The organism is Burkholderia sp. AU28863 (assembly GCF_002223195.1).
Classification (GTDB): domain Bacteria; phylum Pseudomonadota; class Gammaproteobacteria; order Burkholderiales; family Burkholderiaceae; genus Burkholderia; species Burkholderia sola.
In genome coordinates, this window is sequence record NZ_NKFE01000005.1 from 2,079,462 (window position 1) to 2,099,027 (window position 19,566).

At 67.0% G+C, this 19,566-nt stretch carries 21 protein-coding genes; 13 read left to right on the plus strand and 8 right to left on the minus strand.

The genetic code is table 11. The annotated features are described in order from the left end of the window. The first annotated feature begins 32 nt into the window (after positions 1 to 32). From arr to CFB81_RS25985, 3 genes are all read left to right on the plus strand, one after another. Positions 33 to 428 (plus strand): NAD(+)--rifampin ADP-ribosyltransferase, encoded by a 396-nt coding sequence (arr, locus tag CFB81_RS25975; RefSeq protein WP_089436971.1) that lies wholly within the window; start codon positions 33 to 35, stop codon positions 426 to 428. 157 nt (positions 429 to 585) lie between these two features. Then, the gene (locus CFB81_RS25980) at positions 586 to 1,278 is read left to right on the plus strand and encodes a lytic transglycosylase domain-containing protein (protein ID WP_069621779.1); all 693 of its coding nucleotides are present in this window, start codon (positions 586 to 588) and stop codon (positions 1,276 to 1,278) included. A 3-nt stretch (positions 1,279 to 1,281) separates the two neighbouring features. Then, on the plus strand, positions 1,282 to 1,695 hold the full coding sequence (locus CFB81_RS25985; RefSeq protein WP_089436972.1) for a lysozyme inhibitor LprI family protein: 414 nt from the start codon (positions 1,282 to 1,284) through the stop codon (positions 1,693 to 1,695). A gap of 182 nt (positions 1,696 to 1,877) precedes the next feature. Here CFB81_RS25985 and CFB81_RS25990 read toward each other — a convergent pair whose 3' ends face one another. The 6 genes from CFB81_RS25990 to CFB81_RS26015 are packed head-to-tail and all read right to left on the minus strand — an operon-like array spanning position 1,878 to position 8,926. Then, complete coding sequence (locus tag CFB81_RS25990) at positions 1,878 to 2,318, minus strand: dihydroneopterin aldolase (protein WP_069617272.1); 441 nt, start codon at positions 2,316 to 2,318, stop codon at positions 1,878 to 1,880. After that, complete coding sequence (locus tag CFB81_RS25995; protein ID WP_089436973.1) at positions 2,315 to 2,947, minus strand: sarcosine oxidase subunit gamma; 633 nt, start codon at positions 2,945 to 2,947, stop codon at positions 2,315 to 2,317. The genes CFB81_RS25990 and CFB81_RS25995 overlap by 4 nt, the downstream gene beginning before the upstream one ends. Continuing rightward, the gene (locus CFB81_RS26000; RefSeq protein WP_069618286.1) at positions 2,937 to 5,948 is read right to left on the minus strand and encodes a sarcosine oxidase subunit alpha family protein; all 3,012 of its coding nucleotides are present in this window, start codon (positions 5,946 to 5,948) and stop codon (positions 2,937 to 2,939) included. The genes CFB81_RS25995 and CFB81_RS26000 overlap by 11 nt, the downstream gene beginning before the upstream one ends. Further along, on the minus strand, positions 5,945 to 6,259 hold the full coding sequence (locus CFB81_RS26005) for a sarcosine oxidase subunit delta (RefSeq protein ID WP_089436974.1): 315 nt from the start codon (positions 6,257 to 6,259) through the stop codon (positions 5,945 to 5,947). The genes CFB81_RS26000 and CFB81_RS26005 overlap by 4 nt, the downstream gene beginning before the upstream one ends. A 21-nt stretch (positions 6,260 to 6,280) precedes the next feature. Further along, positions 6,281 to 7,525: a sarcosine oxidase subunit beta family protein gene (locus tag CFB81_RS26010; RefSeq protein ID WP_034204196.1), complete on the minus strand. Its 1,245-nt coding sequence runs from the start codon at positions 7,523 to 7,525 to the stop codon at positions 6,281 to 6,283. A gap of 15 nt (positions 7,526 to 7,540) precedes the next feature. Next, on the minus strand, positions 7,541 to 8,926 hold the full coding sequence (locus tag CFB81_RS26015) for an L-serine ammonia-lyase (protein WP_011694831.1): 1,386 nt from the start codon (positions 8,924 to 8,926) through the stop codon (positions 7,541 to 7,543). Positions 8,927 to 9,212: 286 nt separating this feature from the next. Between CFB81_RS26015 and CFB81_RS26020 the strand changes: the two genes are divergently transcribed. From CFB81_RS26020 to denD, 8 genes are all read left to right on the plus strand, one after another. Then, a complete protein-coding gene (locus tag CFB81_RS26020; protein WP_069618288.1) occupies positions 9,213 to 10,286 on the plus strand; it encodes a GlxA family transcriptional regulator in 1,074 nt (357 codons plus the stop codon). Between the two features lie 187 nt (positions 10,287 to 10,473). Continuing rightward, positions 10,474 to 11,178, plus strand: a complete 705-nt coding sequence (locus tag CFB81_RS26025) for a FadR/GntR family transcriptional regulator (protein ID WP_069618287.1) — start codon at positions 10,474 to 10,476, stop codon at positions 11,176 to 11,178. 59 nt (positions 11,179 to 11,237) lie between these two features. Next, positions 11,238 to 12,128, plus strand: a complete 891-nt coding sequence (gene ltnD / locus CFB81_RS26030) for an L-threonate dehydrogenase (RefSeq protein WP_069618284.1) — start codon at positions 11,238 to 11,240, stop codon at positions 12,126 to 12,128. 19 nt (positions 12,129 to 12,147) lie between these two features. Beyond that, positions 12,148 to 13,446, plus strand: coding sequence for a 3-oxo-tetronate kinase (otnK, locus tag CFB81_RS26035; protein ID WP_089436975.1), 1,299 nt, complete (start codon positions 12,148 to 12,150; stop codon positions 13,444 to 13,446). Then, positions 13,443 to 14,081, plus strand: a complete 639-nt coding sequence (locus CFB81_RS26040; protein WP_069618282.1) for an aldolase — start codon at positions 13,443 to 13,445, stop codon at positions 14,079 to 14,081. Before otnK ends, CFB81_RS26040 begins: the two co-directional genes overlap by 4 nt. 128 nt (positions 14,082 to 14,209) lie before the next feature. Then, positions 14,210 to 15,535, plus strand: a complete 1,326-nt coding sequence (locus CFB81_RS26045; protein WP_089437146.1) for an MFS transporter — start codon at positions 14,210 to 14,212, stop codon at positions 15,533 to 15,535. Positions 15,536 to 15,610: 75 nt separating this feature from the next. Then, positions 15,611 to 16,387, plus strand: coding sequence for a 2-oxo-tetronate isomerase (gene otnI, locus CFB81_RS26050; RefSeq protein ID WP_089436976.1), 777 nt, complete (start codon positions 15,611 to 15,613; stop codon positions 16,385 to 16,387). Positions 16,388 to 16,415: 28 nt separating this feature from the next. Continuing rightward, complete coding sequence (gene denD, locus CFB81_RS26055) at positions 16,416 to 17,387, plus strand: D-erythronate dehydrogenase (protein ID WP_089436977.1); 972 nt, start codon at positions 16,416 to 16,418, stop codon at positions 17,385 to 17,387. A gap of 202 nt (positions 17,388 to 17,589) precedes the next feature. On the opposite strand, the gene CFB81_RS26060 is transcribed toward denD, so the two are convergent. Both CFB81_RS26060 and CFB81_RS26065 read right to left on the minus strand, forming a co-directional pair. Beyond that, positions 17,590 to 17,865, minus strand: coding sequence for a DUF4148 domain-containing protein (locus CFB81_RS26060; RefSeq protein ID WP_089436978.1), 276 nt, complete (start codon positions 17,863 to 17,865; stop codon positions 17,590 to 17,592). Between the two features lie 71 nt (positions 17,866 to 17,936). Then, the gene (locus CFB81_RS26065; protein WP_089437147.1) at positions 17,937 to 18,281 is read right to left on the minus strand and encodes a DUF4148 domain-containing protein; all 345 of its coding nucleotides are present in this window, start codon (positions 18,279 to 18,281) and stop codon (positions 17,937 to 17,939) included. Positions 18,282 to 18,491: 210 nt separating this feature from the next. On the opposite strand from CFB81_RS26065, the gene CFB81_RS26070 reads away from it, so the two are divergent. After that, positions 18,492 to 19,181, plus strand: a complete 690-nt coding sequence (locus CFB81_RS26070) for an aspartyl/asparaginyl beta-hydroxylase domain-containing protein (RefSeq protein ID WP_089436979.1) — start codon at positions 18,492 to 18,494, stop codon at positions 19,179 to 19,181. Between the two features lie 100 nt (positions 19,182 to 19,281). Next, positions 19,282 to 19,551: a MoaD/ThiS family protein gene (locus CFB81_RS26075; protein WP_089436980.1), complete on the plus strand. Its 270-nt coding sequence runs from the start codon at positions 19,282 to 19,284 to the stop codon at positions 19,549 to 19,551. The last annotated feature ends 15 nt before the right edge of the window (positions 19,552 to 19,566 follow it).

The window sequence follows — 19,566 nt, forward strand, 5'->3', positions numbered from 1 at the left end:
AAGCCGTTGCGACATTTTTCGAAGGAGACACCATGGCTGCCCTGGACACCGGCCCGTTTTTTCATGGCACGAAAGCGGATTTGCGGATCGGCGACTTGCTGACGGCAGGCTTCAGATCGAATTATCGGGATGACGTCGTGATGAATCACATTTACTTCACGGCCCTGCCCAAAGGCGCCGGCCTGGCTGCGGAGATGGCCAAGGGCGATGGCCCGCCGCGCGTCTACATCGTCGAGCCCACCGGCGAGTTCGAAAACGACCCGAACGTCACGGACAAGAAATTCCCGGGCAATCCGACGCGATCGTATCGAAGCACATCGCCTTTGAGGATCGTCGGCGAACTCGATAGCTGGGAACCGTACGATCCGGCGTTCATCCAGCAGCTCAGAATCCGCATCGAAACCGGCATCGGCGAGATCATCAACTAGCGTTCGTCCGGACTCCGATGCGTGTCCGCGCAACGATCGGCGCGTCGATCGTTGCGGACGTCACAAGCCTACACATCGCTTTCATTCGAGCTGGCGCTCGACCGTCTTCCGCGATTGGCCGATATACTATGCGCCTCCCATTTCCCCGCACTCGACCATGCGACGACGGTTCTTCTGGCTGATCGTGCTTTCGCTCGGCATTGCGCAACAGGCCGCGGCGCAGCAGACGCCCGCATTGCCTGCCTCCGCGCCCGACGTACTGGCATCGGCGCCGACTGTCGCGTCCGCGCCGCTCGCGAACGCCAACGATCAGCCCAACGAAGCAAACCGCCGGATCACGTCCTACCTGACGAAGAAATTCGGCGTCGCAAGAGAAAAGGCCGCGAAGCTCGCCGATATCGTGAGCGTCACTGCCACGAAATATTCGCTGCCGCCGGCACTCGTTTACGCGATTATTTCGATCGAATCGCGCTTCCAGGAAAAGGCGCGCGGCCAGCATGGCGCGACCGGGTTGATGCAGGTCGTGCCGTCCGCGCACCGCGGCATGCTGCGCGACGTGAAGGACCTGACCGAGCCGAATGCGAACGTCGAGGTCGGCTCGCGGATCCTGTCCGGCTATGTGAAGGCGGCCGGCGGCAACGTGCAGGCCGGACTGAAAAGCTATAGCGGTGGATCCAGCGCATATGCGGCAAAAGTGATGCAGCGGGTCGATTCGTTCCGGTTCGTGCTCGAACCCGATGACGATGCGAAAAGCGCGAATACCGCGAACGATGCGAACAACGCAAAGGCGCACATGGTGCCGGTCAGCGATCCGTCAGCGGCGCCGGCCGCGAACCGCAACGCGAAGTAAGCAATGGGTACCCGCGTTCGCACGGCTCCGGCCCGACGCTGCGCGGCCCGGCTGTTCGCCATGGTCGCGCTGTCGGCCGGCCCTGTATCGGCTTTCGCTGTCGTCGACTGCGAACAGGCAGGGCCGACGATGGAAGCCGTGCGACGCTGCGTGCTCGATCAGCAGCAGCAAGTCGACAGCGCGTACCGGTCGCTGGCGCGCAAGCTGCGCCAACGCAATCCCGACGCTGCCGCCCGACTCGCGAAATCGCAGACGAGTTGGGCCGGCTTTGCCGGCGATACTTGTGACTACGTGAAGACCGCCAATCCGCAGCAGACGATTCCGAGTGACGCCTGGCTCAACTGTTGGGTGGATTTCAGTCAGGCACGCGTGCGCATCCTGAAGAAGTGGGAAGCGCAACTGACGCAGCCGAACTGACCGCCGGCCATGCCATATCGCCAATTATTCCGATGTTTCAGGAATAAAACACGCCAAAGGCCAGCGTTGACCCATTATTCTCATATTTCAGGAACTGTAAACGAGTGCGGCGGCGCATTCGCGCCGCCGCCCCATGGAATCGCCGGATCACCTCCCTCGTGCCCTGATCCGGCCCCCTCCAATCACAACTGCCCCGCCGCCCCTGTCCACCGCAGGTAATCCCCGCGCGTCCAGTCGAGCGACACACCCACGCGCTTCGTCCCCGGCCGGATCTTCGGCTTGTACGCCGACAGCGTCAGCGACTCCAGCGCCGGCCATTCGCGAAACGACAGCACCGCGATATCCGCAACGAGCGTCTCCAGCAACCGCGTATGCGGCTTGTGCGACAGAAACGACGCGACGCGCGCGCAGTACCCGTCGTAGTCGATCCACTCGCCCTGCTCGCTCGGCTCGCAGCGATACCCGAGCCGCGCATCGATCACGATCGGCTGCGGCGCTTCATGCTCGTGCGCATGAATGCCGATCCGCGCGGGCACCTTCAGTTCGTCGACGAACACGCTCCAGCCGCGCCCGCGCAGGCGCGGCGCGTCGATCGCCACGAACGGTTCGTCGAACGGCTTCATGATGCGAGCGGCGCCGCGGCGTCGAGCATGATACGCACGAAATAGTCGGCGAAGCTGCGGCGCAGGACGATCTCGAACGTGTCGTCGCCGGTCGGGATCAGCGTGATCGGCGACTTGAAGTAATGCGATTGCGCACACTGGCCCGGCTTGAACACGCGCGGATGCAGATCGAGCGGGCAGCCACGCGCGATCACGTCGCGCACGCGTTCGCCGGTGATCTCGACGACCGTGTAGCCGCTGCCGACGTCGACGGCCGCTGCGTACAAGCCCTGCACGGCCTCCGCCAGCTTCGCTTCGAGCACGCCGGCCTGAACCGGCCCGTTCGACCGCACGAGCCATTCGTCGGGGCCGAGCCACAGCACGTCGTACTCGGCGCCGCGCGCCACCGTGTTCGGCTCCGCGGGCGGCCGGCAGCCGACCACGCGCTCGAACGCGGCGACGAATGCCGGATCGCTCAACTCGCCGCGCACGTTGACGAGATCGAGGAACGGCCGCTCGCGCAGCGTGAACTTCTTCGAAGCGCGCGCCTGGTGCGGCTTCAGCACGTCGGCCGCGCCGACGAACGGCGATTCAAGCGTCACGCCGCCCGCGCCCGCCACCTGCGTCTGGTTTCTCGTTTCATTCCACATGCTGACGCACCCCTTCGGTATCGTAGAAAACCGGGCTCGAGATCTTCGCGGTGATGCGCTTGCCGTTGGCCAGCGGAATCACGACGCTCTCGCCCATCTTGTTCAGGCCGCCCTTCACGACCGCGAGCGCGATGGAGCGCTTCAGGATCGGGCTGTAGTAGCTCGACGTCACGTGGCCGATCATCGGCGTCGGATCCGTTGCCGACACCTGCGTGTCCTTCGCGATGATCTGCGCGCCTTCCGGCAGCACGAACTGTTCGTCTTCGGTCAGCAGGCCGACGAACTGCTTGCGGCCTTCCTTCGCGGTATCCGAGCGCGACAGCGAGCGCTTGCCGAGGAAGTCCTTCGACTTCGCGACGACCCCGCCCATCCCGAGGTCGAACGGCGTGATCGATCCGTCGGTATCCTGACCGACGATGATGTAGCCCTTCTCCGCGCGCAGCACGTGCATCGTTTCAGTGCCGTACGGCGTGATGTCGAACTCGGCGCCGGCCGCCATCAGCGCTTCCCACACCGCGCGGCCCGCATTCGCCGGCACGTTCACTTCGTAGGCCAGCTCGCCCGAGAAGCTGATCCGCATCACGCGCGCCTTCGCGCCGGCGACGGTGCCGTTGCGGTAGCTCATGAACGGGAACGCGTCGTTGCCGAAGTCGATGTCCTGGCACACCTTCTGCACGACCTTGCGGCTCTTCGGGCCGACCACCGCGAACGTCGCCCAGTGATCGGTGACGGACGCGAGCCGCACCTTCATGTCGGGCCATTCGGTCTGCAGCCAGCGCTCGAGCCACGTCAGCACGCGCGCCGCGCCGCCGGTGGTGGTGGTCATCATGAAATGCTGGTCGGCGAGGCGCACGGTCACGCCGTCGTCGAACACCATCCCGTTTTCGTCGAGCATCAGCCCGTAGCGGCACTTGCCCACTTCGAGCTTGTTCCACGGGTTCGTGTACATCCAGTTCAGCAGCTTCACCGCGTCCGGACCCTGGATGTCGATCTTGCCGAGCGTCGACGCGTCGAGGATGCCGACGCTGTTGCGCACCGCGAGGCATTCGCGCTTCACGGCCGCATGGAGATCCTCGCCGTTCTTCGGGAAATACCACGGCCGCTTCCAGTTACCGACGTCCTCGAACATCGCGCCGTGCTCGACGTGCCATTCGTGCACGGCCGTCTTGCGGATCGGGTCGAGGAAATCGCCCGTCTCGCGGCCCGCGAACGTGCCGAACGACACCGGCGTGTAGTTCGGGCGGAACGTCGTGGTGCCCGTTTCCGGGATCGTCTTGCCGAGCGCGCCCGCGAGGATCGCCATCCCGTTGATGTTGCCGAGCTTGCCCTGGTCGGTGCCAAAGCCCATCGCCGTATAGCGCTTCACGTGCTCGACCGATTCGAAGCCTTCGCGCGCCGCGAGCAGGATGTCGGCCGCCGCGACGTCGTTCTGGAAATCGACGAACTGCTTCGGTCCGCGCGCGGCGGCCTCGCGGCTGCCGACGAGCCACAACGGCTGCAATGCGCCTTCGACGGTTTCGGCAACCTGCGGTGCGGCCGGGCGCTGCGCGGCCGTGAAGCCCGCCGCCTTCGCCGCTTCCACGCCTGCATCGACCGCGAGGCGCAGCGCACGGGCGAGCCCGAATTCGCCGGCCGCCGCACCGATGCTCGCTTCCGCCTGCACGGGCTTGCCCGGCAGGAAACACGCCTTCTCGTCGTTCCAGCACGCCTTGCCGCCCGACTGCGCGAACAGGTGCAGCACCGGGCTGAAGCCGCCCGACATCGCGACGAGGTCGCACGGCAGCGTCTGCAGCTTGCCGCCGGTCTGGCCGTTCGAGTAGGACGCGACGTCGACCGACGATACGCGCCACTTGCCCGAAGCAGCCGTAACGACCGCACCGCTCATCACCGTCACGCCCTGCCGCTTGGCCGCCGCCGGCAGCGCGCCGTTCGACGACGCGCGCGAATCGACGACCGTCACCTTCGCGCCGCACGCCTTCAGATCGAGCGCGGTCTGGTACGCACGATCGTTGTTCGTGAACACGACCACGTTGCGGCCCGGCAGCACGCCGAAGCGATGCACGTAGGTCGACACCGCGCCCGCCAGCATCACGCCCGGCAGGTCGTTGTTGCCGAACACGATCGGCCGCTCGTGCGCGCCGGTCGCGAGGATCACGCGCTTCGCGCGGACCTTCCACAGCAGCTCGCGCGTGCCCTTGCGCATCGACACCGGCAGGTGATCGGTCAGGCGCTGCGTGACCGTCACGAGGTTGTGGTCCTGATAGCCGAACGCGGTGCTGCGCGACAGGATCGTCACGTCGGGCAGCTTGCGCAGCTCGGCCTCGATCTTCTCGACCCACTGCAGCGCGGGCTTCGCGTCGATCTCCGCGCGGCACGACAGCAGGCTGCCGCCGAGTTCGCGCTGGTCGTCGACGAGGATCACGCGCGCGCCGGCCGTGGCGGCCGCATGCGCGGCGGCGAGGCCCGACGGGCCACCGCCGACCACGAGCACGTCGCAGTGCGCGTAGCACTTGTCGTAGCGATCGGCGTCGAGCACCTCGGGCGCCTTGCCGAGACCGGCCGCTTCGCGGATCTTCTCTTCGTACTTGGGCCACATGTTGCGCGGCCACATGAACGTCTTGTAGTAGAACCCGGCCGGCATGAAGCGCGAGAACTTCTGGTTGATCGCGTACTTGTCGTTCTCGAGCGTCGGCTCGGCGTTCACGCTCGTCGCGACGAGCCCCTGGTACAGCTCGATCTCGGTCGCGCGCGCATTCGGCACGGTGTACGGGCCGGTTTCGAGCTGCACGACGGCATTCGGCTCCGCGACGTCCGCCGTCACGATCCCGCGCGGACGGTGGTACTTGAAGCTGCGCGCGACGAAGTGCACGCCGTTCGCGAGCAGCGCGGACGCGAGCGTGTCGCCCTGGAAGCCCTGGTACGTGCGGCCGTTGAACGTGAACGTCAACGGAATCGCGCGATTGATTCGGCCACCGGTGCCGAGGCGGTCTTTCTGGCTCATTTGCTCGTGCCCTCTTCGTGTGCGTTGCCGGCAGCGGCGCCGCTGACGGCAGCCCCACCGAACTTTTCGTAGCCCTTGATATCGTAGGTGACCGTGTCGCGCGTCACCTTGAACCAGCGGCGGCAGCCCTGCGTGTGCAGCCATTGCTCCTTGTGGAGCCCGCGCTTGTTCTCGCGCATGAACACGTATTCGCCCCATTCGCGGTCGGTCATCGTCTCGTTCGCCACCGGACGCACGATGTCGGCTTCGCCGCCGCACGTGAACTCGGATTCGGCGCGCGGCCCGCACCACGGACATTCGATCAGCAACATGTTTCCTTCTCCTCAGTGCGGTTAGTGCGCGACGGCGGCAGCGCCGTGCTCGTCGATCAGGTGGCCCGTGTAGAAGCGGTCGAGCGCGAACGGCGCGTTCAGCGGATGCGGTTCGTCGCGGGCGATCGTGTGCGCGAATACCCAGCCCGAGCCCGGCGTCGCCTTGAAGCCGCCGGTGCCCCAGCCGCAGTTGAAATACAGGCCCTTCACGTCGGTCTTGGTGATGATCGGGCACGCGTCCGGCGACACGTCGACGATGCCGCCCCACTGGCGGTTCATCCGCACGCGCGAGAACACCGGGAACATCTCGATGATCGCCTGCAGCGTGCTTTCGATGATGTGGAAGCTGCCGCGCTGGCCGAAGCCCGTGTACTGGTCGATACCGGCGCCGATCACGAGGTCGCCCTTGTCGGACTGACTGATGTACGCGTGCACCGCGTTCGACATGATCACCGAGTTCACGACCGGCTTGATCGGCTCGGACACCAGCGCCTGCAGCGGGTGGCTTTCGATCGGCAGGCGGATGCCGGCCATGTCGGCGAGCGTCGTCGTATTGCCGGCCGCGACCACCGCGACCTTCTTCGCCTTGATGAAACCCTTCACCGTGTCGACGCCGACCACCGCGCCGCCTTCGCGGCGAATGCCCGTCACCTGGCAGTTCTGGATGATGTCGACGCCGGCGCGGTCCGCGCCGCGCGCGAAGCCCCAGGCCACCGCGTCGTGGCGTGCGACGCCCGCACGGCGCTGGATCGATGCGCCGAGCACCGGGTAGCGGCTGTTCAGGTTGATCGTCGGCTCGATTTCCTTGATCTGCGCGGGCGTCAGGAATTCGGCGTCCACGCCGTTCAGCCGGTTCGCGTTCACGCGGCGTTCGGTGTCGCGCACGTCCTGCAGCGTGTGCGCGAGGTTCATCACGCCGCGCTGGCTGAACATCACGTTGTAGTTGAGATCCTGCGACAGCCCTTCCCACAGCTTCATCGCTTTTTCATACAGCGCGGCCGATTCGTCCCACAGATAGTTCGAGCGCACGATCGTCGTGTTGCGCGCGGTGTTGCCGCCGCCGATCCAGCCCTTCTCGAGGATCGCGACGTTCGTGATCCCGTGCTCCTTCGCGAGGTAGTACGCGGTCGCCAGGCCGTGGCCGCCGCCGCCGACGATCACGACGTCGTATTCCTTCTTCGGTTCCGGGCTCTTCCACTGCTTTTCCCAGTTCTCGTGATACGAGAGGCCGTTGCGGAACAGGCTGAATATCGAGTAGCGGCTCATGTTAGTGATCCTTCGTTAGCATTCGATGACGTTCACGGCGAGGCCGCCGCGCGACGTTTCCTTGTATTTCGTCTTCATGTCGGCACCCGTCTCGCGCATCGTCTTGATGACCGAATCGAGCGACACGTAGTGCTGGCCGTTACCCTTGAGCGCCATGCGCGACGCGTTCAGCGCCTTGATCGCGCCCATCGCGTTGCGCTCGATGCACGGGATCTGCACGAGCCCGCCGACCGGGTCGCAAGTCATCCCGAGGTTGTGCTCCATGCCGATCTCGGCCGCGTTCTCGACCTGATCCGGCGTGCCGCCCATCACCGCGGCGAGCGCGGCCGCGGCCATCGAGCACGCGACGCCCACTTCACCCTGGCAACCGACTTCCGCGCCGGAGATCGATGCGGTTTCCTTGTAGATGATCCCGATCGCGGCGGCCGTCAGCAGGAATTCGACGATGCCGGCTTCGTTCGAGCCCGGCACGAATTTCACGTAGTAGTGCAGCACCGCGGGGATCACGCCGGCCGCGCCGTTGGTCGGCGCGGTGACGACGCGGCCGCCGGCCGCGTTCTCTTCGTTGACGGCCATCGCATACAGGTTGACCCAGTCGAGCATCGACAGCGGGTCGCGCAGCGACTCTTCGGAACGCGAACGCAGGCGGCCGTTCAGCTCGGCCGCGCGGCGCTTCACGCGCATCGGCCCCGGCAGGTCGCCCTCGACCTTGCAGCCGCGCTCGACGCAGGCGGCCATCGTGCGCCAGATCGCGAGCAGCCCGGCGCGCACTTCGTCGGCGGGGCGCAGCGCGCATTCGTTGCGCAGCATCAGTTCGGCGATCGACAACCCGTGTTCGCGGCACTGGCGCATCAGGTCGTCGCCGGTGCGAAACGGATACGGCACCTCGACCGCCGCCCGCACGCCGTTCACGCGATCGCCATCGCGGTTCACGACGAAGCCGCCGCCGACCGAGTAATACTCTTTCTCGACCAGCAGCTGGCCGTGCTCGTCGAATGCCTGGAAGCGCATCCCGTTCGGGTGCACGATGCTTGTGCCGCTCATCAGCTTGCGATAAAAGCCGATGTGCTCCTTCTCGTCGAAGCGCACCGTCTGCTTGCCGAGCAGCGACAGCGACTTCTCCGCGCGGATCGCGGCGAGCCGCGGTTCGATCAGGTCCGGATCGATCGTGTCCGGCAGGTGGCCCTCGAGACCGAGCAGCACGGCCTTGTCGGTGCCGTGGCCCTTGCCGGTCGCGCCGAGCGAGCCGTACAGCTCGACCCGCACGCGGCGCACGAAGCCGAGCAGGTTCGCGTCCTCGACGTGCGACGCGAAGCGGCACGCGGCGATCATCGGGCCGACCGTATGCGAACTGGACGGGCCGATGCCGATCTTGAACAGGTCGAACGCGCTGACGTTCATCTGGCTTCCTTTGGGTTGCATGCGTGAAATGTCGTTGGGCACCAGTACATCAAAGCGTAAAATCGGCCGATAGAACAAAAACGGCATCGGCGTGGGATACCACCGCCAAGCGCCGTGCCGGCCGGCCCGAAAGTGCGTTTTGGCGATGGTTCGCGACGAAAAACCACAAGTCCGGCCGCGGCCGATCGGCGACGCTGGCTGCATCCGCGCCGCCTCCGGCAGCCGCAACCCGCAAACAGTGTGAAACGAGTGAGACCGCCTGCCCGGCGTGACGAGATTGGCCGCGATGACCCCCGACGTACCCGCTTCCCCCCTCGCAGAACCCGCGCCGCGGCGCATCCGCTTCGGCATCGTGCTGCTGCCGAACTTCACGCTGACGGCCTTCTCCGGCTTCGTCGACATGCTGCGGCTGTCGGCCGACGACGGCGACTACAGCAAGCCCGTGCGCTGCGCGTGGAGCGTGATCGGCGACACGCTCGCGCCGGTGCGCGCGAGCTGCGGGATCCAGATCACGCCGTGGGAGACGTTCGACGCGGCCGAGCCGTTCGACTATGTGGTGGTGGTGGGCGGGCTGCTGCATTCGGGGCCGCAGGCCGGCCCTGAAACGCTCGATTTCATCCGCCGCGCGGCGACGGGCGGCGCGACGGTCGTCGGCATCTGCACCGGCGTGTTCACGCTGATGCGCGCCGGCGTGCTCGACGGCTACCGCACCTGCGTGAGCTGGTTCCATTACTGGGATTTCATCGAGCGCTTTCCGTCCGCCGATCCCGACCTGCTGATCGCCGACCGGCTGTTCGTGATCGACCGGCGCCGGATTACGTGCTCGGGTGGCCGTGCGTCGATCGACGTCGCCGCCGCGATCCTGCTGCGCCATTTCGATCACGCGACCGTGCAGAAGGCGCTGCGCATCCTGCTCGTCGGCGAGATGCAGAAAGGCAATGCGCCGCAGCCGCATCCGCCGGGGCTCGAGCCGGCGACGCACCCGAAGGTCAAGCGCGCGATTCTTCTGATGGAACAGCATGTGGGGCGTGCGCTGCCGCTCGAGGAACTCGCGTGCAAGCTCGACCTGTCGACGCGGCAGCTCGAACGGCTGTTCAAGGCCGAGACCGGCAGGAGCCCGCAGGCATTCGCGAAGCAGGTGCGGCTGCGTACGGCCGCGTGGCTGCTGACGAGTTCGGACCGCACGGTCGCCGATATCGCGTCGAGCTGCGGATTCGCCGATGCGTCGCACCTCGGGCGCGAATTCCGCAAGCAGTTCGGCGTGCCGCCGGCGACGTATCGCGAGCGCGGCGGCGACGTGGCCGAAGTGGCCGCGATGCACGATCCGTCGGCCGACGCCGTCGAGGACATCGCCGACTGACGGGCCCGGGCGGCCCACCCTCCCCTGACCGACTGCAGAACGACACCGTTCGCGTCGGTTTCGATTCTTTTGGAACCGGTTCCAATCAATTTAGCCGACGTTGCACTCCTTGAACGAGGGTTATCCCGGATGCTGATGCTCGCTCAAATTTGTATGATGACCACATCACCTTACAAACATGAGCATCATGTTCGAGAAAATTCCCGCCCGTGCGATGAGCGACCACGTCGCGCAGCAACTGCTCAAGCAGATCGAAGTGGGCAGCTTCTCGGCCACCGGCAAGCTGCCGACCGAAGCCGTGCTCGCGCAGGAATTCGGCGTGAGCCGTACCGTGATCCGCGAGGCGATTTCGCGGCTGAAGAACGAAGGCGTGGTCGAGCCGCGCCAGGGCAGCGGCGTATTCGTGAACCAGCACGGCGCGATCCGTCCGCTGCGGATCGACTACGCGGAAGCCGTCGAGGCGAGCTCGCTGCCGCATCTGCTCGCGGTGCGCCGCGCGATCGAGGCGGAAGTCGCGGCCGAAGCCGCGCTGCACCACACCGCCGACGACATGGCCGACATCGACGACGCGCTGCGCAAGATCGACCAAGCGGTGGCCGAAGGGCGTGACGGCGTCGCGGAGGACGTCGCGTTCCACCGCACGATCGCGGCCGTCACCGGCAACCCGTATTTCCTGAAGACGCTGCAGTTCCTGAACCAGTACCTCGAAGCCGGCGTGAAGGTCACGCGCAGCAACGAAGCGACGCGCGAGGATTTCTCGCGGCAGGTGCGCGAAGAGCACGCGGCGATCGCCGACGCGATCCGCGCACGCGACCCGATGGCCGCGCGCAACGCGGCGCGCACGCACATGTACAACGCCGCCCGCCGTCTCGCGGAAGCCGGCATCTGCTGAAGCCGGCGGCGCCCGCCGCCGTTGTCCCGAACCCTCTTTCGAATCGATCAAGGTTGACCATGTCACGAAATGTTGGAGTCATCGGCCTCGGCGCGATGGGCCTCGGCGTCGCACGCTCGCTGCTGCGCGCCGGCCTGCGCGTCCACGCATGCGACGTGCGCGACACCGTGCTGCAGGCGTTCGCCGCCGAAGGCGGCATCGCGTGCGCGACGCCGGCCGAACTCGGCGCGCAGTGCGACGTCGTCGTCACGCTCGTCGTCAATGCCGCGCAAACCGAAACGGTGCTGTTCGGCGAACACGGTGCGGTCGCGGCGATGAAGCCGGGCGGCGTCGTGATCGCGAGCGCGACCGTCGCGCCCGAATTCGCGGTCGCGCTCGGCGCACGCGTCGAAGCGGCCGGCCTGCAAATGCTCGACGCGCCCGTGTCGGGCGGCGCCGCGCGCGCGGCTTCCGGCGAGATGACGATGATGACGTCGGGCCCGGCAGCCGCCTATGCAGGCTGCGAGGACGTGCTCGCCGCGATCGCCGGCAAGGTGTACCGTCTCGGCGATGCGCACGGCATCGGCTCGAAAGTGAAGATCATCAACCAGTTGCTGGCCGGCGTGCATATCGCGGCCGCCGCCGAAGCGATGGCGCTCGGGTTGCGCGAAGGCGTCGATGCCGACGCGCTGTACGACGTGATCACGCACAGCGCGGGCAATTCGTGGATGTTCGAGAACCGCGTGCCGCACATCCTGAACGGCGACTACACGCCGCTGTCGGCCGTCGACATCTTCGTGAAGGATCTCGGCCTCGTGCTCGATACCGCGCGCCGCAGCAAATTCCCGCTGCCGCTCTCCGCCACCGCGCACCAGATGTTCATGAGCGCGTCGAGCGCCGGCCACGGCGGCGAGGACGATTCCGCCGTGATCAAGACTTTCCCCGGCATCACGCTGCCGCCCGCCCGCTGATTCGAACGACGTGCCTGCCATGACCGCTTCCGCTTCCCGTCCCCTGCTCGGCTGCATCGCCGACGATTTCACCGGCGCGACCGATCTCGCGAACATGCTCGTCAAGAGCGGCATGCGCACCGTGCAGACGATCGGCGTGCCCGCCGACGGCGCGGCCGACACGATCGTCGACGCCGACGCGATCGTCGTCGCGCTCAAGTCGCGCACGATCCCCGCCGCCGACGCCGTCGCGCAATCTCTCGCCGCATACGAATGGTTGCGCGCACAAGGGTGCCGCCAGTTCTTCTTCAAGTATTGCTCGACGTTCGACTCGACCGACGCGGGCAACATCGGGCCGGTGGCCGACGCACTGCTCGACGCGGCCGGCGGCGGCTTCACGATCGCGTGCCCGGCGTTCCCCGAGAACGGCCGCACGATCTATCGCGGCCATTTGTTCGTCGGCGACGTGCTGCTGAACGAATCGGGGATGGAGCATCACCCGCTCACACCGATGAAGGACGCGAACCTCGTGCGCGTGCTGCAACGGCAGACGAGGTCCCCGGTGGGCCTGATTCGCTACGACACGATCGCGCTCGGCGCGGCCGCCGTGCGCGCGCGGATCGACCAGCTGCGCGCGGAGGGCGCGCGCGTCGCGATCGCCGACGCGCTGTCGGACCGCGACCTCTACGTCCTCGGCGAAGCGTGCGCGGGCCTGCCGCTCGTCACCGGCGGATCGGGCATCGCGCTCGGCCTGCCGGCGAATTTCCGCCGCGCGGAGCAGTTGCCCGAGCGCGACAACGCGGCGTCGCTGCCGTGCATCGAAGGCCTGTCGGCCGTGCTCGCCGGCAGTGCATCGAAGGCCACCAACGCGCAGGTCGCCGCGTGGCGCGCGACGCGGCCGAGCTTCCGCATCGATCCGCTCGCAGCCTCGCGCGGCGAGCCCGTCGTCGAGCAGGCGCTCGCCTTTGCCCGCTCGCACCTGCCGCAGCCCGTGCTGATCTACGCGACCGCGACGCCCGACGAAGTGAAGGCCGTGCAGCAGGCGCTCGGCGTCGACGCGGCCGGTCATCTCGTCGAAAGCACGCTCGCGGCGATCGCCCGCGGGCTGCGCGAACTCGGCGTGCGCAAGTTCGTCGTGGCCGGCGGCGAGACGTCCGGCGCGGTCGTGCAGGCGCTCGACGTGAAGTCGCTGCAGATCGGCGCGCAGATCGATCCGGGCGTGCCGGCCACGGCCACGATCGATACACAGCCGCTCGGCCTCGCGCTGAAATCCGGCAACTTCGGCACCACGGACTTTTTCGACAAGGCGCTGCGCGCGCTGGACGGAGCCGCACGATGAGCGACGAAGCAAAACTGCGCGAAGAGATCTGCGTGGTCGGCGCGAGCCTGTATGCGCGCGGCCATGCGGTCGGCAGCGCCGGCAACATCAGCGCCCGCCTGAACGACGGCTGGCTGATCACGCCGACCGACGCCTGCCTCGGCCGGCTCGATCCGAACGACATCGCGAAGGTCGGCGCCGACGGCCAGCCCGTATCGGGCGGCAAGCCGTCGAAGACGCTCGCGCTGCATCGCGGTATCTACGCGCGCAACGCAGAGGCGCATGGCGTCGTCCACACGCATTCGACGCATCTCGTCGCATTGACGCTCGCGGGCGTGTGGCGCGACACCGACGTGCTGCCGCCGATCACGCCGTACTACGTGATGAAGGTCGGCCACATTCCGCTGATCCGTTACCGCCGCCCCGGCGACCCGGCCGTCGCGGCCGAAGTGGCGGCGCTGGCCGACCGGGTGCGCGGCGTGCTGCTCGATCGCCTCGGTCCCGTGATGTGGGGACCGTCGGTCTCGCACGCGTCATATGCGCTCGAGGAGCTCGAGGAAACCGCGCGGCTGTGGCTGATGACCCAGCCAAAGCCCGAACCGCTGTCCGACGCCGCGCTGGACGAACTGCGCCAGAGCTTCGGCGCGCGCTGGTAACGCGTCGCGACCTGATCACGCAGTAGTACGTACCGATTTTCATGCCCGCCGTGTGCGCGGGCCTTTCCGTCAGCACACACGACCGGCGGCGTACGCGCCGCCGGCACATGACATCATTGGAGACGACGATGACTGCTCTCGACGCGGCCGCAAGCCGCTCGCCCGCCGCGGCCGCCCAATCAAGCGAACTCGACCGCACCTACAGGAAAGTGTTCTGGCGCATCGTGCCGTTCCTGATGCTCTGCTACGTGGTCGCGTATCTCGACCGCGTGAACGTCGGATTCGCCAAGCTGCAGATGTCGCAGGATCTCGCGTTCAGCGAAACCGTATTCGGCCTCGGCGCGGGGATTTTCTTTCTTGGCTACTTTCTGTTCGAACTGCCAAGCAACCTGCTGATGCACCGCATCGGCGCGCGCATCTGGATCGCGCGGATCATGATCACGTGGGGTCTGCTGTCCGCGCTGTTCGCGTTCGTGCAGACGCCGACGCAATTCTACGTGCTGCGCTTCCTGCTCGGGCTCGCGGAAGCCGGCTTCTATCCGGGCGTGATCCTGTACCTCACGTACTGGTTCCCGTCGCATCGCCGCGCGAAGATCATCGCGGTGTTCATGTCCGCGATTCCGGTGTCGGGCATCTTCGGCAACCCGCTGTCGGGCTGGATCATGGAGCGCTTCCACGGCGGCTCGGGCTTCCACGGCTGGCAATGGATGTTCATGATCGAAGCCGTGCCGGCCGTGCTCGTCGGCATCGCGACGATCCTGTATCTCGACAACAACATCCGCGGCGCGAAATGGCTCGACGAGCGCGAGAAGCAGTTGCTCGAGGACGAAATCGCCGCGCAACCGCAGGAACAGCAGCAGCACGGCCATTCGCTGAAGGCCGTGTTCTCGGACCCGCGCATGTGGTGGATGTCGCTGATCTACTTCGCGTTCGTCACCGGCCAGTACGGGCTCACGTTCTGGATGCCGACGCTCGTCAAATCGACCGGCATCACCGACACGCTGCAGATCGGCCTGCTGTCCGCGATTCCGTTCGTCGTCGCGATCGTCGTGATGAACCTGTTCGGCCACAGTGCGGACAAGCGCCGCGAACGTCGCTGGCACCTGATCGTGCCGGCGCTGATGGGCGCGGTCGGGTTTGCGGTCGCCGCGTCGTACTCGCACAATACGGCGGTGTCGATCGTGTTCCTGTCGCTCGCGGCAGGCGGCGTGCTGACCTGCGCCCCGCTGTTCTGGTCGCTGCCGACCGCGTTCCTCGCGGGCTCCGCCGCCGCGGCCGGGATCGCGATCATCAACTCGGTCGGCAACCTCGCCGGTTTCGCGAGCCCGTACGTGATCGGTTACCTGAAGGACGCCACGCACAGCACCGCGTCCGGCATGTACGTGCTCGCCGCGATGCTGGTGATCGGCGCGATCGCCGTGTGGCTCACGCCGCCCAAGCTCGTGAACCGCTGATCCGCCGCTGGCCGATTCATCATTCGACGCGGGGCGCACGGCGCTCCGCCCCATTCATACACAGGACCCGCTGCCATGCCACGCTTCGCCGCCAACCTCTCGATGATGTACACCGAGCATGCGTTTCTCGACCGCTTCGCCGCTGCCGCCCGCGACGGCTTCAAGGCCGTCGAGTACCTGTTCCCGTACGACTTCGCCGCCGAGGACATTCGCGCGCGCCTCGACGCGCACGGCCTCGAACAGGCGCTGTTCAACGCGCCGCCGGGCGACTGGGCCGCGGGCGAGCGCGGCATCGCATCGCTGCCGGGCCGCGAGGACGAATTCCGCCGCGGCATCGGCCAGGCGCTCGACTATGCACGCGTGCTCGGCAACAAGAAACTGCACGTGATGGCCGGCATGGTGCCGCCGGGCGCCGACCGCGCACGCCATCGCGACACGTATCTGGCGAACCTGCGTCATGCGGCGCAGGCCGCCGCCGCGCACGGCGTCACGATCCTGATCGAGCCGATCAACCAGCGCGACATGCCCGGCTATTTCCTGAGCCGCCAGGACGACGCGCAGGCGATCCGCGCGGAAGTCGGCGCGCCGAACCTGAAGGTGCAGTTCGACTGCTACCACTGCCAGATCGTCGAAGGCGATCTCGCGATGAAGCTCAAGCGCGATTTCGCGGGCATCGGTCATATCCAGATCGCGGGCGTGCCCGAACGCCACGAGCCGGACGTCGGCGAACTCAACTACCCGTATCTGTTCGCGCTGATCGACGCGCTCGGCTACGACGGCTGGATCGGCTGCGAATATCGTCCGAAGGCCGGCACGTCGGAAGGCCTGGGCTGGATCAGGCCGTACCTGTAATTCAAGCATTCCTCAAAGGGCAACGAACATGAAAGTACTGATTACCGGCGGCGCCGGCTTTCTCGGCCAGCGTCTCGCGCGCAAGCTGCTCGAGCGCGGCGAACTCACCGGCCCCGACGGTCGCATCGAGAAGATCGACGAGCTCGTGCTGCTCGACGTCGTCCAGGGCAGCGATTTCGGCGACGCGCGCGTGACGTCGATCGTCGGCGACATCGCAGATCGCGCAGTGCTCGAAAGCGCGATCGACACGCGCACGGGTGCGATCTTCCATCTCGCGGCGATCGTCAGCGGGCAGGCCGAAGCCGATTTCGATCTCGGGATGCGGATCAACCTCGACGCGTCGCGCACGCTGCTCGAGGTATGCCGCGCACGCGGCCACCAGCCGCGCGTCGTGTTCACGAGTTCCGTCGCGGTGTATGGCGGCACGCTGCCCGACGTCGTGCAGGACGACACCGCGCTGAACCCGCAATCGTCGTACGGCGCCGAGAAGGCGATCGCCGAACTGCTGCTGTGCGACTACGCGCGGCGCGGCTTCGTCGACGGCCGCGTGCTGCGGCTGCCGACCATCAGCGTGCGGCCCGGCCGGCCGAACGCGGCCGCGTCGTCGTTCGCGAGCGGCATCATCCGCGAGCCGCTGAACGGCGAGGAAAGCGTGTGCCCGGTGCCCGGCTCGACGCGGCTGTGGCTGCTGTCGCCGCGCGGCGCGATCGATGCGCTCGTCGCCGGGTGCGAGATCGACAGCGCGAAGCTCGGCAACAAGCGCGTGATCAACCTGCCGGGGCTGTCGGTGTCGGTCGACGAGATGATCGCGGCGCTGCGCGAAGTCGCGGGCGACGAGGTCGTGAAGCTGATCCGTCATGCGCCCGACGAACGCGTCGAGAAGATCGTCGGCAGCTGGCCGGGCCGTTGGGATACGTCGCGCGCGGAAGCGCTCGGGCTGAAAGGCGACGCGTCGTTCGAGGACGTGATCCGCAGCCATATCGCGGACGAGCGGCGCTGATCGGCGCCGGGTCGGGCCGCATCGACGCGGCCCGACCGATTCCCCGACGCGCAACGACGCACGTTGCATCCCGCCCGCCTGCATGAAGAGCGTATCGGCGCCGCGTCGACACCGCACGCCCCCTCTCCACGATTCGTCTGCGCGCGTGCCTCGTTCTGCCGCGACGCCGACGGTCTAGTACGACACGGGTACATGTCGGCGCCTAGTTGACGACCTGCGCCGGCATGCCGGGCCCGGCCGCCGGCGCGGCCGACGCCGCCAGCCGCGCGCGGTCCTGCTCCGCGAGCTTCGCTTCCGCGGCCTGGATATCGGCCGGATACTCGCCGTCATCGCCCTTCGCCGGATCGTACCCGGCCGCTTCGACGCGCATCAGTTCGTCGCGAACCTGCGCACGCGTCAGCGGCGCGACCGATTGCGCGAATGCCGACTGACCGACGATCGCCCCGATCATCGTCAGTAGTGCGATATAAGTTTTCATCGTGAACTCCTTGAATGTGACGTATCAATCAACCACGGGACAGGCGTGACCGGCGGATGCAGGCGGGTGGATCAGCTTCCGAAATAGATCGTGCAGAAGCTCGCGGGGCCGACGCATGCGGCGGCGCTTCGACGCGGCGACATCGCCGCCGGCTTGCCCGCTTCGGACGACATGGCCGGATCGCCGCCGACTGCCGTGCTCGCTTGCCGCTGCGGCATCTGATCGGCCTGGTGCCGGAACAGCGGGCTCACGTCCGGATACGACGTATCGGTCACGAAGCGCAGCCCGTTGTTTTCCGCATCGACGAGCTCCTGCCGGACCTGTTCGCGCGTGAGCGCCTGTGCCGACGCGTGCGTCGCGACACCTGCGAGAGAAATCGCCGCCACCGTGGCGGCCACCAGCCAGTGCGTGTTCATGTTCCACTCCTTCATCAGTCAACGAAACGATGTGCTACACCCGTATGACGACGGAGAGGCGCGGTTTATTCCCGGTGGTTCCATTCGCCGCGGCCGTTTTTTATCGAACTGTCATTCATTCGTCAGCCGGCGTAACCTGACGTAACGCAGTGCCCGTCGCGCTTCGGGCAGACTGACCACCACTTCGTCCGGACCGCCCATCGATCGATCATGTCCGCCGCCTACGACCATGCAGCCGCCCTGCTGCGCAGGCTGTACGACCGCCATATCGACAGCGGCGCGGTGCTCGACGCGGCCGCATTCCCGGATGCCGAGCGTTTCGTGCGCGCGTGGCCCGAGATCCGCGCGGAGGCGCTCGACGTCGCACGCGACATGCCGCGCATCCCGCGCTTTCACGAAATCATGCAAGAGCAGTACGACATCTCGGCCAACGACGCCCGCGACTGGCGGATGTTCATCATGCAGGCGTACGGTCAGCCGTTTGCGCGCAACCTGTCGCGCTGCCCGACCGTCGCGGCGCTCGTCGCGGCGTCGCCGGACGTGCTGTCCGCGTCGCTGTCGTTCCTCGCGCCCGGCAAGCACATCCCGCCGCATCGCGGGCCGTTTCGCGGCATCCTGCGCGGGTATCTCGTGCTGTCGATGCCGACGCGCGCGGACGGCACGCCGGCCGCCGTGCTGAAGGTCGACGGGCGCGAATACCGGCTCGACGAAGGGCGCTTCCTGCTGTGGGACGACACGTTCACGCACGAGGTGTGGAATGCCAGCGACGCGGTTCGGATCGTGCTGCTGCTCGATATCCGCCGGCGCGGGATGCCGCGCTGGCTCACGTGGCTGTCGAATGCGGTGATCGGCGTCGTGCGGCTCGGGATCCGGATCAGGGGGCGGTCGATTCCGGTTTAGCGGCCGCGCGGCGCACGGCGGCTCCGTTCCGCCTTTCGGCGCCCGCCGGATCGCCTAAACTACAAGCCGTCCCTTCGTGCGGCTCCTGCCAGCTACCGCCATGGCGCACCTCTTCTTCGCCGCGTCGATCCAGCGGCACGTCGAAACGCCCGAGCGCGACATCGACGCGCACACGGTCGGCGAAGCATTCGACACCATTTTCAGTGCGCAGCCGCGGCTGCGCGGCTACATCGTCGACGATCAGGGCGCGCTGCGAAAGCACTTGTCGGTGTTCATCGACGGCCAGCCGATCCGCGACCGCCAACACCTGTCCGATGCGCTCGCGGCCACCAGCCGCGTGTATGTCGTGCAGGCGCTGACCGGCGGATAAAGGGACCGATGCACC